The sequence below is a fragment of the Culturomica sp. genome, assembly GCF_003524185.1.
GTDB classification, from domain to species: Bacteria; Bacteroidota; Bacteroidia; order Bacteroidales; family Marinifilaceae; genus Culturomica; species Culturomica massiliensis.
On sequence record NZ_DOED01000019.1, the window covers coordinates 13,756 to 27,553 of the forward strand.

The 13,798-nt window shown below is 42.3% G+C and carries 13 protein-coding genes; 10 read left to right on the plus strand and 3 right to left on the minus strand.

The features are described from left to right. Positions 1–454: 454 nt before the first annotated feature. The 8 genes from DD657_RS07530 (at position 455) to DD657_RS07565 (ending at position 9,291) form a co-directional block, all read left to right on the plus strand. A complete protein-coding gene (locus DD657_RS07530; protein WP_118773617.1) occupies positions 455–2,938 on the plus strand; it encodes a TonB-dependent receptor in 2,484 nt (827 codons plus the stop codon). 136 nt (positions 2,939–3,074) lie between these two features. Next, positions 3,075–3,461: a hypothetical protein gene (locus DD657_RS07535; RefSeq protein ID WP_021986778.1), complete on the plus strand. Its 387-nt coding sequence runs from the start codon at positions 3,075–3,077 to the stop codon at positions 3,459–3,461. Positions 3,462–3,693: 232 nt separating this feature from the next. Further along, positions 3,694–4,503 (plus strand): MotA/TolQ/ExbB proton channel family protein, encoded by an 810-nt coding sequence (locus DD657_RS07540; protein ID WP_068688471.1) that lies wholly within the window; start codon positions 3,694–3,696, stop codon positions 4,501–4,503. Between the two features lie 20 nt (positions 4,504–4,523). Continuing rightward, positions 4,524–5,129: an ExbD/TolR family protein gene (locus DD657_RS07545; RefSeq protein WP_021986776.1), complete on the plus strand. Its 606-nt coding sequence runs from the start codon at positions 4,524–4,526 to the stop codon at positions 5,127–5,129. Between the two features lie 16 nt (positions 5,130–5,145). Beyond that, entirely contained in the window at positions 5,146–5,808 is a 663-nt protein-coding gene (locus DD657_RS07550; protein WP_287049412.1) for an ExbD/TolR family protein, read from the plus strand. 7 nt (positions 5,809–5,815) lie between these two features. Continuing rightward, positions 5,816–6,652 carry an energy transducer TonB gene (locus DD657_RS07555; RefSeq protein WP_021986774.1) on the plus strand — a complete coding sequence of 279 codons (837 nt, stop codon included), beginning with the start codon at positions 5,816–5,818 and terminating at the stop codon, positions 6,650–6,652. 10 nt (positions 6,653–6,662) lie between these two features. Then, complete coding sequence (locus DD657_RS07560) at positions 6,663–7,607, plus strand: PstS family phosphate ABC transporter substrate-binding protein (protein ID WP_287049435.1); 945 nt, start codon at positions 6,663–6,665, stop codon at positions 7,605–7,607. Positions 7,608–7,695: 88 nt separating this feature from the next. Further along, positions 7,696–9,291 (plus strand): tetratricopeptide repeat protein, encoded by a 1,596-nt coding sequence (locus DD657_RS07565; RefSeq protein ID WP_287049415.1) that lies wholly within the window; start codon positions 7,696–7,698, stop codon positions 9,289–9,291. Between the two features lie 198 nt (positions 9,292–9,489). Here DD657_RS07565 and DD657_RS07570 read toward each other — a convergent pair whose 3' ends face one another. Then, complete coding sequence (locus DD657_RS07570) at positions 9,490–9,966, minus strand: methylated-DNA--[protein]-cysteine S-methyltransferase (protein ID WP_021986771.1); 477 nt, start codon at positions 9,964–9,966, stop codon at positions 9,490–9,492. Positions 9,967–10,128: 162 nt separating this feature from the next. Between DD657_RS07570 and DD657_RS07575 the strand changes: the two genes are divergently transcribed. Beyond that, positions 10,129–10,437, plus strand: coding sequence for an MGMT family protein (locus tag DD657_RS07575; protein WP_021986770.1), 309 nt, complete (start codon positions 10,129–10,131; stop codon positions 10,435–10,437). Position 10,438: 1 nt separating this feature from the next. Here the strand turns inward: DD657_RS07575 and DD657_RS07580 are convergent, their stop codons facing one another. After that, positions 10,439–11,746, minus strand: coding sequence for a uracil-xanthine permease family protein (locus DD657_RS07580; RefSeq protein ID WP_227461825.1), 1,308 nt, complete (start codon positions 11,744–11,746; stop codon positions 10,439–10,441). Positions 11,747–11,922: 176 nt separating this feature from the next. Here DD657_RS07580 and DD657_RS07585 point away from each other — a divergent pair, with 176 nt between their 5' ends. Further along, a complete protein-coding gene (locus tag DD657_RS07585; protein ID WP_021986768.1) occupies positions 11,923–12,426 on the plus strand; it encodes a TlpA family protein disulfide reductase in 504 nt (167 codons plus the stop codon). A 95-nt stretch (positions 12,427–12,521) separates the two neighbouring features. Here DD657_RS07585 and DD657_RS07590 read toward each other — a convergent pair whose 3' ends face one another. After that, entirely contained in the window at positions 12,522–13,754 is a 1,233-nt protein-coding gene (locus DD657_RS07590; RefSeq protein WP_287049422.1) for a PDZ domain-containing protein, read from the minus strand. Positions 13,755–13,798: the final 44 nt, after the last annotated feature.

The following is a 13,798-nucleotide window of genomic DNA, read 5'->3' on the forward strand; positions in this document are numbered from 1 at the left end:
AATTGTAAAATGGGTATGAAAAAAATAACACACTGGGACGGACTCATTGTGTAATTTTTGATTTACGATTTGGGTACGGGCAAGCCTGGGGAGAGATTTTTGGTTATTCCGTAAGTCAGCTTACAAGTGATTGATGATTCGGATTTACGCTTTGAATAGGAGTAAAAAGAGTTGATTTTCTAATAAGATTTTAGATTCAAATAAACAGTAATTTTTCTGTAATGACTGAATCGTAAATTATCAGACAGGATTTTGGAGATTAGGTTCATGATTTTACAGGAAAGCTTCGACATTAGTCGGCAGAGAATATTTGGAGAATTCTTAATGTTATTTAAAAAAATCCATTTTATATTATAATTAATAAACCTTTGGCTTCCGAATTGGTCAATGGTTGTGTCTGGGATGAAAATTTAAGACATAAAACTATAAGGGGAGTATAATAGTTATAAGAAAAATGAAAAAGTTAGTCAGTATTATTTTGTTTGTTGTGTGGATGCTACCGTCGAGTGCATCTGTAGAAGCTACGGGAAGTGTTCGGGGAAACGTGATCGATGCAAAGACCAAAGAACCGATGGAATTTGTCAATGTGAGTGTACGTAAGGCCGGTACGACAGTTCCGCTGACCGGGGCCGTAACGGATCATTCCGGAGAGTTTCAGATCGGTCGTTTATCGGATGGGGAATATACATTAAGTATTTCTTTTATCGGTTACCGGACGTATGAGAAGAATTTTACATATTCTTCGAAAAACGGGAATATCGATTTTAAAATGATTGAGTTGGAGCCGGATTCACAGGTGTTGGGAGAGGTGAAAGTTTTGGGACAGAAATCCCAGATGAAGTTTGAAATCGATAAGAAAGTGTTCAATGTCGATCAGAATATTTCGTCTACCGGTGGTACGGCGAGTGATGTATTGAGTAATATTCCTTCAGTGGAAGTGGATAACGAGGGGGAGGTTTCGTTGCGTGGAAGTACGAGTGTAACAGTTTGGATCAACGGGAAGGCTTCCGGTTTGTCGGCAGATAACCGGGCGCAGATATTGGAGCAGATGCCGGCAGAGAGTATCGAGCGGATAGAAGTTATTACCAATCCCTCTGCCAAATATAGTCCGGAGGGTACATCGGGAATTATTAATATTGTATTGAAGGAAGACCGGAAAGCCGGGTATTTCGGTAGTTTACAAGCAGGAGTCGATACCCGTGGCGGCTGGAATACCAGCGGAAATATCAATTACAGCAGTGGGAAAATAGATGCTTATGCCAATATCGGTTATCGGCGCCGGGTTACGGAAGGAGGCGGAATTTCCAACCGGACGAATCTGGATGCGGAGGGTAATCCCGTTTCTTTTTTGAATCAGTTATCGGAGAATGACGGTCATGGAGGACCTGTTTTTGTCCGGGCCGGAGCGACTTATCATTTGACGAAGCAGGATCATTTCAATATCGGAGCTTTCGGTATGTTCGGCGATCGTAATCAGACGACAACGATCAATTATAGCAGTAATATCCCCGGTTCTTTTGCGGAGCGGCAACGGATTACCGATTCCAAAAATAAGATGAAGGGGGGAAATGTGGAGTTGGGATATAAGCATGATTTCAGTAAAACCAGTAATTTGGATATTACGGCTTCCTGGAATCCCTGGAATATGGACGGAACGAGTATTTATAAGCAGCGTTCTCAATATGATGCCGGGGGAGAGGATTTCTCATATCAGCGGCAGGAAAGTGATATGCGCTCGAATGGCTGGGAACTTCAGGCGGATTACGTAAATGCTTTTTCAGAGAACAGTAAACTTGAAGCCGGATATAAAGGGACGATGTCCAGAGAGAAAAGTCCGGTAGAGACTTTTTCGGGAACGACGGTCGATGACGAACTGCCGGATGAAGAATTGTATAATAAGTTTTATTACGACCGGGATATACAGGCCCTTTACGCAACTTATTCCGGCCGGCTCGATAAATTCGGTTTTCAGGCCGGATTGAGAGGGGAATATTCACATATTGAGACCCGTTCGTTGGGATTCGGACAATCGAAGGGAGAAGTATCTCCTTACAAAAATGATTATTTCAGTCTTTTTCCCAGTGTTTTTCTGACCTATACATTGCCTGCCGGAAACGAGATACAAGTAAATTATACCCGTCGTATTTCCCGACCCTGGGGGCGTCAATTGAATTCTTTCGTGAATGTGACAGACTCGACAAACATTTCTTACGGTAATCCTTATTTGGATCCGGAGTTTTCGAATGCTTATGAATTGAATTATATTAAAAATTGGGAAAGCCATACTTTATCCATATCGGCTTATTACCGGAGTACGAACGATGTTATCCAGCGCATCAGTTATCTGGATGGTAATATCATGAAAAGTACTTATGAAAATGTGGCGAAATCCCAATCTGCGGGGACAGAACTGGTGTTGAAAAATAATTTTGCCCGGATATTGGATTTGACGACGACGGTAAATTTGTATTATAATAAATTGGACGGGTTTTCTTATTTGCCCGAAGGAGCTCAGGCGCCTGTGATCGGAAAAGCCAACGAAGATTTTTCATGGGATGCCAAGATGATTGCGAATGTGGCTCTTCCGGCTTCTTTCTCTTTGCAGGTGACCGGCAGCTATAATTCGAAGCGGATCATTGCCCAGGGGTATCGTAAAGCTAATTATTCGGTGGATGCCGGTGTACGTAAAGCTTTCTGGGACAGAAAACTCAGTTTGAGTGTGAATGCCCGGGATATTTTCAATACCCGGAAATGGAAAACAGAGACTTCCGGAACGGGTTTTACTCAATATGCGGAAAATTGGCGTACCGGGCGTACCGTCGGTTTTACGCTAACGTATAGTTTCGGGAATATGAAAGCTTCACGTAACCGTCCGCAGCAACGTGGACAGCAAGATCAAAACAATAACATGATGAATGGTATGGATGAAGGCTTTTAATTTCATTCTATAATTCGGTTTGATTTATTTGGAATGCCGGGAACAGAATTCTGCTCCCGGCATTGTGATTTTTAATGAAAATAATTGATTAAGTAATAAATATTATCTATTTTTGATATAGCATTGATGAGAAGAAATGAGACATTTTATTTTATATGGTTTTTCTATTTTGCTGCTTCTTTTGTGTATGACTGCAGCGGATATCCGGAAAGATTCGGTTCAGGAAGAACTTTCTCTTTCTCTCATAGCCGATCATCAGCTTGTGGATGATCAGGCTTTGTTTAATGTTTCTTTGCCCGATATACAGGGCTATATGGAGCGTACTTTTGCTTCCAGTGGGAATGAAAGTGTATTCAGTAATCTGAAAAATCAACATTCTCTGTTTGCGGTGAAGGTTATCCTTGTAAGGAATGCATTATTGTCTGCCGGATTAATACCGGCAGAGAAATGTTTTCGCGCTCTTCTGGGAACGCGGTATATGAGTGGATTCTATATCTATTGTTTACGGCAAATCATAATTTGACTTTCCTGATTTTCTTAAGGGATTCTGAAAAATATCATGCGGAGGAGTCCGGAGATGGTAATTTGCGAAGCTTTGTGTTGTAACATATGCAGAAAGACTCGTAAATATCAGACCTTTATTATTAACAATATTTATAATTTGTATGGTAATGTGTCCTGTATTTTACAGGTTGCATCAGCTATCGTTAAAATTCTTGTCCGAAACGTTTATAAACAACTAAAATACTATCGTCATGAAAAATCGTGAAAATAAAAATAAGAAAAGAAGGTTCGGTATTTCGGCATTTCCGATTATTGTACTGTGCTTTATATTGGCATTGGCCGTTTACCATTTTATATTCGGTAATCCGTCGAATTTTATGAATAATGATCCGAATAATCATCCTTTACCGGGTAATTTGCTGGGAACGATATATAAGGGTGGTGTAATTGTGCCTGTTATTCAGACGTTGTTGTTTACGGTGTTGACATTGAGTGTGGAACGTTATATCGCTTTACGGAAAACCCGGGGCCGGAAAAACTTACAGGATTTTGTATGGAACGTCAAATTGTTGTTGGATGACGGGAATATCGAAGGTGCACGTAAAGCCTGTATGGAGCAAAAGGGTACTGTTGCTAATGTGATTCTTTCTTCTTTGTCAAAATTCGATGCAATAAACAGCAATCCTAATTTCACTATGGAACAGAAGCAATTGGCGATACAGAAAGAGTTGGATGAGGCTACGATGCTGGAATTACCGGGGATGGAGCAAAATTTACCCGTTATTGCTACAATTACGACACTGGGGACTTTGATGGGATTGCTCGGTACGGTGATCGGTATGATCAAGTCGTTCGCCGCCCTTTCTTCTGCCGGAGGAACCGATTCGATAGCTTTGTCAACAGGTATATCGGAAGCCTTGGTAAATACGGCGTTCGGTATATTGACCGGAGCATGCGCCGTTATTGCTTATAACTATTATACCAGTAAAATTGACGGAGTTACTCATAGTATAGATGAAATCGGTTCTTACATTGTACAAACGTTTACGTTGAAACACTGACCGTTATAAAACCGAGCGTTATGGCAAACGAGAAAATAAAAAAGAAATCGACATTCATAGACATGACGGCTATGAGTGACGTGACGGTATTGCTGCTCACCTTTTTTATGCTGACATCGACTTTTGTGCAAAAGGAACCGGTATCGGTAAATACGCCTGCTTCCGTTTCGGAGATAAAAATTCCTGAAACGAATGTGTTGCAGGTACTGGTTGAACCCGGGGGTAAGGTGTTTCTGGGATTGGATAAACCCCAGAACCGGGCCGAGGTGTTGAAAAAAATGGGAGAGCAGTATGGAGTTACTTTTACGGATGCAGAGGTAAAAAAATTCAGTCTGAGTAATTCTTTCGGAGTTCCTATACAGGGTATGAAACAATTTTTGAATCTGGCTCCCGAAGAACAGGACCGTATTTTGATGAATTACGGGATTCCTTGCGATAGTACGGATAACCAGTTTAAATCATGGGTGAAATTTGCCCGTGAGGTAAATAAGGATTTGATTATTGCTATTAAAGCAGATCATCATACTCCGTATCCTTTTATAAAGGATGTCATGAATACGCTTCAGGATTTGAGGGAGAACAGATACAATCTGATCACTTCTCTGAAGAATATGCCTGAAATTTAATTAAAAGAAAAACGTTATGTCTGAGATACAGGTAAAAGGAGATGACGGAGTAAGGAAAAAGGGAAAGCAGAAAAAATTCAATATCCGGGTAGATTTTACCCCCATGGTGGATATGAATATGTTGCTGATAACTTTTTTTATGCTTTGTACTTCTCTTATAAAACCCCAAACCATGGAGATCAGTATGCCGCGTAAGGATGTGCAGAATGAACAGGAGCAGAATAAAGTGAAGGCTTCTACGGCAGTGACCGTCTTGCTTGGGAAAGATAGTAAGGTGTTTTACTATTTCGGGGAAGCTAATTATGAAGATCCGGATTTAGTAAAGGCTACGGATTTTTCCTCTTCCGGATTGCGTTCTGTTTTATTGGGACGGAACAGGGATGTAGTAGAAAAAGTGAAAAAACTGAAGCAAAAAAAGTTGAATCTGGAGATTACCGGTGAAGAGTTTGAAAAGGAGGTTGCCGAGTTGAAGAAAGATAAGAATTCTCCGGTTGTGTTGATAAAAGCTACGGATTTTGCCGATTACAGTAATTTGATAGATGTGTTGGATGAAATGCAGATATGTAATATCGGGCGATATGCAATTGTAGATATTACTCCCGGGGATTTACAACTGTTGGAGAATCTGACACATGATGGGTATGTCGTCCGGGAGGACCCGGTTAATAAGTCTAAATAGGAAGATTATGGCAAAAGATATCAAATGGACTTCCCCCGAATGGTGCGAATTGGTATTTGAGGGAAAAAATAAGGATTTCGGAGCCTATAAGCTTCGTAAGACATCTCCGCGGCGCCACATTACTGCATATCTGATTGTGGTTGTATGTGTAATTGTTGCGTTGCTTTTACCGGCATTTATCCGTTTTATCCGTCCGGTGGAAAATACGGAAAAAATGGTATCGGTAACGGCTTTGTCCGATTTAAAAATGGATGAACCGGAAGTAAAGGAGGAAAATAAGATACAGATTGAAGTTCCCCCTCCACCGCCTCCGGCTTTGAAGAGTACCATAAAATTTACGGCTCCTGTTATTAAGGCGGACGAGCAGGTGAGGGATGAGGATGAGATCAAAACACAACAGGAGGTGACTGAAACGAAAGCAGCTATTTCTGTTGCGGATGTGAAAGGGAACGATGAGGAGCATGGAAAGGATATTGCAGAATTGGAAGAACACAAGGTGATCGTTCAGGAGGAAGAGAAAGACGAGGTGTTTCAAGTGGTGGAGCAACCGCCTGCCTTTCCGGGAGGAATGGAGGCTTTGCATAGGTGGATGCACAAGGAGTTGAGATATCCCATTACGGCCCAGGAAAACGGTATAGAAGGCAGGGTGTATATTCAGTTTGTCGTCGGGAAAGACGGAGCTATCCGGGATGTTGTCGTCGTTCGTTCTGTCGATCCTGCTTTGGATAAAGAGGCGGTTCGTATGGTGGAGAAAATGCCGAGATGGATACCGGGAAAGCAGAGAGGTGTTCCCGTGTCTGCAAGTTTTACTTTACCGGTTACTTTTAAGTTGAATCAAAATTAGCGATGTTATGATGATTGGTAAGGGAAATCTGTTTGTTGGGGTGATTATACTGATTGGTATGTTGTGGGGATGCAGAAGCAAGCCGGCTGTAAATCAGGATACCTTGAACAGCGGGGTTATCCGGATTGCTGTAGACGCAACTCTTTTCCCGTTATTGGATGCTGAATTGGCTGTTTTTGAGGCATTGACCCCCGCAGCAGGTATCGTACCCGCTTATACCAATGAGACCCGGGCGATCAACCTGCTGTTGGCGGACAGTGTCCGGTTGGCTGTTGCTACCCGGCCGTTGACGGCAGAAGAAATGGCATCTTTTCATAGTCGTAAGTTTTTCCCGCAGGTCATACGGATTGCAACGGATGGAATTGCTTTGATCGTGAATCTGCAGAATAACGATACGATTGTCAATACGGATATGCTCCGGAAAATTCTTTCAGGTAAAATTCTCCGGTGGAAAGACTTGTATGGCCGGATGGGAGGGGGAAATATCCGGGTGGCTTTCGACGATCCGAATTCCAGTACTGTCCGTTATATGCTGGACTCTCTTTTGCAGGGGGATTCACTGTCGGAGAATTGTTTTGCTGCCGGTTCCAACCGGGCCGTCGTCGATTATGTTTCCCGTACGCCGGATGCACTTGGTGTGATCGGTGTGAATTGGATCAGTGACGACCGGGATTCGTTGAGTATGGAATTTTTAAATAGGGTACGGGTAATGCGTGTCGGGAGTGCAATGTTACCGAATGCCCGCAACAGTTTTCAGCCTTATCCTTATTATCTGTATACCGGACAATATCCGTTACGGAGGAGTATTTATATTTTATTGAACGATCCCCGGAGTGGTTTGCCTACCGGCTTGGCTTCGTTTTTGGCGGGAAGCCGCGGACAGAGGATTGTGCTGAAGAATGGATTGCTGCCGGCAACAATGCCTGTAAATATTGTAAATATAACGGATGAATGATGAAATTACAATTTAGGATGAGCCTGATGGACGGAAGTCTTGCATCCGGATGGCAGGTTTTGCAGATAACTTATAAAAATTAAAAACGATGAAACGGATTATATGGATTATTTTAGGGTTAAGTGTAGTTTTTATATCGAAAGCTGCAGATAATAAGACCGGAGTTTATTTTTACGAAGCAGGTATGTACGGACCCGCAAAACTGTTTTTTTTGAAACAGTTACAGAGTACAGAAGGGAATAACGCTGAAAATTACTATTACCTGGGAAGCAGTTATCTGATGTTGGGAAAAGCCGATTCTGCCGCTTTTTATTTTGAGGAAGGTATAAAGACCCATCCTTCTCATCCTTTAAATTATGTAGGAAAAGGAATGTTGAGTTTAAAGAATGATGCAACGGCTGCTGAACGTCAGTTTAAAGAAGCGGAGGGAATGAAAGGATATAGGAAAAACGTCGCCGTGGAATTGGCTATTGCCCGGGCTTATTTATATGTCCGCGACGAGAATGCCGTAAAGACTGCAATAGAAAAGGCCAAAAAATACGATGCAACAAATCCGGAAATCTATCTGGTCGAGGGGGATATGCTGATACAGGAAAAACAGCCCGGCGAAGCTTGTACGTGTTACGATATGGCTATTTACTACGATGCTTCCTGTATTCCTGCTTATTTGAAGCAGGCAGCTGTTTATGGTCCGACGAACAAAGCTTCGGCATTGGCTTCCGTAAATAAAGCGATTGAAAATTTTCCGGATTTTCCGGGGAGTTATTATTGTAAAGGAGAGCTTCACCGGATGGCCGGGGATTATGGGAAGGCTGTAAAGGCGTATGCCCGATATATGAATACCGGCTTACAGACAACAGAGCACATGTTGCATTATGCCAGTTGTTTGTATTTTAATGAACAGTATGCGGAGGCATTACCTGTATTGGAGACTGTTGTTGCCGCAGAGCCGGATAATATCGTCGGGAGACGGTTACAGGCTTATATTTATGCAGAGACTAAACCGGGAGAAGAAGGGGTAGAGTGGATACGTAAGTTTGTTGAAACGACATCTCCGGAGGATTTGATTGCTCAGGACTATGTTTGTTATGCTAAAGGTCTGGCCGGAATCATGGATTATGCAAATGCTTTGAAGCAATATCAGAAAGCGTTGGCTGTCGATAAGGAAAAGAATACGCTATATTTGGAAATGGCCGATTTACAAATGAAGATGAAGGATTATGCGAATGCTTTGCAGAATTATGAACAGTATTTCAGGGAGGAAAAACAATTGTCTGCCGAAGAGTTGTTGAAATTCGGGAAATGTTATTATAGTTTGGGGAATGCGGATTCTATTCCGGAAACACGCCAAAGGGAGTTGCATTTGGCCGATTCTGTGTTTACCTTGTTGACAGAGGCTGTTCCTTCCAGCTATGTCGGTTATTTCTGGCGGGCCAGAACCAATTCACAATTGGATCCTGAATCTACACAAGGTTTAGCTAAACCTTATTACGAAAAGATTATAGAGATAACTCAAAGTAATCCTCAACGTTATGCCGGAGAGTTGGTTGAAAGTTATAAGTATCTGGCTTATTATAATTATATTCACGAAGACCTGCCGGCTGCGAAGGAATATTTTGGAAAGGTACTTCAGGTTACCCCGGACGATGAAGTTGCGTTAAAGGCTTTGCAGGAACTCAAGTGACTTGGAGATAATTACGATACGACCCGGATGGTTTTTGCGACATGACCGAATCATCCGGTCGTATTTTGTTTTACGAAGATACATTACTGTTTGCTGTTATTTCCTGAAAGTTTGTTGCATTATTGTTACATTTTCGGCGAAGGATACTGGTTTTACCGGGACGACAGATTGTAATTTGAATCATCGGGAATACCGGGTTTATCCTAAATATATTCTTTCGATTTGCAATAATTTGATTTTTATATCCAGACCTCCGGTGTAGCCTGTAAGTTTACCTCCGGCTCCCATAATCCGGTGGCAGGGAATAAAAATCGGTAAAGGGTTGTGCCCGTTAGCCGATCCTACGGCTCTACAGGCTTTCGGATCTCCTGTGCGACGGGCCAACTCGCCATAGGTGATGGTTGTGCCGTAGGGAATATCCCGAAGCAGATTCCATACTTTTAATTGAAAGTCGGTTCCCTGGGGAAAAAGAGGCAGGTCGAACGTTTGAAGTTCCCGGTTGAAATAGGCGTTTAATTGTTTATGGGCTTCCCGTAAGAGAGGGGTTTCTTCGATGTTCTTACCGGGAGTTGCCATTGAAATACGGTTACCCAACCATAGTCTGGTTAATTTTCCATCTGTTTCACAAAGACAATATTGTCCGATCGGACCTTCATAGAAGTAGGTAGATTCCATAGGAAAGATTTTGAATTTTAGATTGTAAATTTTAAATTGGGAATAATGTTTCTGGTTTACGATTGATTTTACTTATTTGCTTTCTTTGTTTGCTTCGGGACAAATATACTCATCGTTTGTTTGAATTTTATTTTTAATTTTGAAAAAATAAAAAATTTAGAGATGCGTGTCAGCCGGGAGAAATTGAATGCAGAAGTATATGATATTGTTGCCCGGATTCCTTATGGGCGTGTTTGTACTTATGGCTTGCTGGCTCGTTTGGCCGGTTTTCCGCAACATGCCCGAATGGTAGGACAGGCGATGGCTTTAGCGCCGACGGCGCTTTATTTGCCTTGTCACCGGGTCGTAAACAGTCAGGGAAGGATTGTCCCGCATTGGCCGGAACAACGTCAGCTACTGGAGGCAGAAGGAATCGTTTTTAAGAAAAACGGTTGTGTCGATCTGGAGCAATGCCTTTGGAAATTGTTATAAGTTAGGCTTGTATTTTGTTTTTTTTATGTGGAAAGACCAAATGTTCCAGTAGCAGGACGAAAATTACTCCCATGACGAATCCGTTTCCGACAATGGGGCGTATAAAGGCCGGGATTTGTTCAATTGCCTGGTGTGGTGCGAATGACAATAACAAAGCTACCATAAGGGGAAATCCGATAATGATACCGCTATTGAAATCCGATACGGCATTGTTACGGTTCAACATTTGCATACCTGCCGATAATTGAGACGACATAAGGTACAGTAGGATGATTCCCATGACGGTAGGCGGAATACAATTGAGTATCTGAATAAATCCCGGGAAGAATGCGCAGGCGAGTAACCCCAGGCCTGCAGGTATCAGGGTATACCGGGAAGCGCAGCCGGTGGCAGCAATAATACCGGGACTCATGGAATAGTCGACCGGACCGATGATTCCCAAGGCGCCCGATAGCATATTGGACAATCCTGTCAGAGCAACCCCTCTGTCGGTACGTTTTTTCATCCCGTCGGCTTCCAGCATTTGTCCTACGGCTTGAATCGAACCCAGTTCGTTTACGGTAAGTGCGATGAAGCAGAAGAAAAAAGAAAGTATAGCACCGGCATTAAAATCCAGCGATCCGAGCCATATAGAAAAATTTTCTTCCGTTAAGTTTGCCGGTGCCGGGAAAAGGGGTAAGTCTTCTATACTGTAATATATCAGCGTACCTGCAATGATTCCGAATAATACGACGGTGGATTTCCAGATTCCTTTTAATATTTTGTTGGCGATAATCATGCCGAATGCCAATATCAAAGCAAAAAAGAGGTGGAACAGGGCGTGTCCGGATTTTCCGAACAAAAGTTGCAGTATCACCGGAGCGAGAGTAAAAGCTATCAGGCATAGAATGACAATAATGATACGCGGGGTAAAAAGGGCCTGTAATTTCGATAACCATCCTCCGAATGCCAGTAGAGCAATGATCGCTCCACAAATCAAAATGGATGTGTAAATGGCATTTGTACCTACGGAAATGGCTGCCAGAATACCTATCAGGAGAACGGAGGCCGGTCCGATGATTACCGGTAGGCGGTGGCCCCACAGTACCTGGGCTGTCATTGCAATTCCCATGACTCCGAATAGTTTCTGCATGTAAAAAATCTGTCCGTCAGCTTCCGAAAAGTGAAGTTGTGCGACGATAATTCCCATAATAACGACACAGGGAATCGAAACGATCCACCATTGCAGTCCGTACATTAGCATTGGAAATGCTCCGGGTTTATCGTTCAGCCCGTATTTCATCGTGTTGTTTTTACCGCTTGTTTTCACTTTTTCGATTTTTAGATCAAATATAAGGATACCGGCTTATAAATAAATACTATACAAATTTTAAAATTCTTCGCCGTTTCCTTTTCATGCAAAATTGGTAAAATAATTCCATAATATTTTTATTTTTGGCATGAATTAATCGTTGTGGAGTTGGTCATTTTTAATAATTATGGGATATGAAGAAATTGTTATTTGTATTTTTATTGCTTTCTGCTTATTCGTATGTACAGGCGCAGGCCGGAGAGACGTTGGTAAAGGTGGGGCAGAAGATGCCCGAATTCAAGGTGAAAATGTTTGACGGTTCGGTGATCGATAGTAAGGATTTGAAGGGGAAGGTGGTGTTGCTGAACTTTTGGGCAACCTGGTGTCCTCCTTGCCGTCAGGAACTGGCCAGGGTACAGAAAGATATTATCGATCGTTTTAGGGGAAAAGATTTTGTTTTTCTGCCGATTTCCCGTCAGGATTCTTATGACAAGATAGAGGCTTTCCGCAAGCAAACCGGATATCGGTTTCCGATGGGTATGGATACGGATCGGAAAATTTATTCTTTATTTGCTACGGCTACAATTCCCCGTAATTTTCTGATTGACCGGGATGGGAAAATTATTCTGGCTGAGCAAGGTTATAGTGAGGAGTCTTTTCAAAAGCTGATTGAAGTTATTGAACGTGCCTTGAAATGATTTCGTATCGGGATCGGTTTTGATATGGCTTATATTTAAAAATGCCTGTCGGTTAATACGACGGGCATTTTTAAATATAGCATCGAAGTCTGTTATTAACGATTAGGATTTACTTTTTCGAGAGTGAGTTCAAGGAACTGCTTGCCGCGTTCTACGGTGAGGGTATAAGGACTGCCCAGGTTTTTAAAAAGTTTTTCCTGCTCGTCGATGGAGAGGTCTTTGGTCGGCTTATTGTTGATTTTTATGATGATATCGTTAATTTGCAACCCGGCTTTTTCTGGGGGTAATCCTTCATAAAGAGCTCTGACGATCCATCCGTTGCAAATATCTGTCCGGTCTACATAGCTGAAGCCTGTGCTGGTTTGGTTGTATGGAAGGGTAAAATTTTTATTGGGACGTAGGTAAAGGCTACTGTCCGGAATGTTTACAATGAGGTCAAAACGATTTAAAATATTGTTGCCGATGAGCCCGATGTAGTTTTTGGAGGATAATGCGCCCCGCGTATCGTTGGAATAATATGCAATGGGTTTGATTATTTTTTGATTACCGATATAGAAGGTGTCTGCCCGGAAGGTGTATGAAGAGGAAGCTCCTCCGATTCCTCCCCAGTTGGTATATGTTTTTATTTTTTCAGGCAGGATTTGTGCCAGTTTGTTTTCCCGGGCACAGTGGCTTGTCAGATCGATACTTCCGCCGTTGCCTAAGTCCAGCAGGAATTTTCCTTTGATTTTTTTCTCAGGCGTTACCTGTATTGCAGCTTGTATATATATCCGGTTTTTGCGGATGGATATGGGAAGCTTTTCATATCCTTCAGCCGAAAATTCTTTCGGATTCAGTAAATGGATTTTTTCTTTTATGTAATCGATGGAAAAGACCGAGTCTTTCAGAAAGTTCATTCCGATAATCCCGTCCGCATATTTTCCCAGGATCGGTTTCAGGTTTATGGTGACGGTATATGGAGGTGTCAGTGTCAGCGGACCGTATTGACAGTTGTATTTATCCCGGATCAGTTTTACTTTTTGAAAGGAAGAACCGACTCCCGGTAACATAGCCATGTCGGTTTGTTGCTGCGGGAGAGGAGACCGGGCCAAAAACAGGCTGTCTACGTATAAATTATCGGCTCCGGTGTCGAATATAAAATTTCCTCTGACAGAATCATTGATTATTACCGGGCAATAGAGATGTCCGTAATATTTAAGCGGAATGACGTTTTTCTGAACGACCGGTAATGAGTCTGCTGTCGTTTGCGTGGCAGAGTTTGAATTCCCGGAACGGCAAGCTGTCAGGCAAAACACATAAAGCAACGGAAATATAAGTCCTGTTTTCATGGTATTAAAGGGTTGTTTTACGGGTTTACAAAGTAGTGATTTTG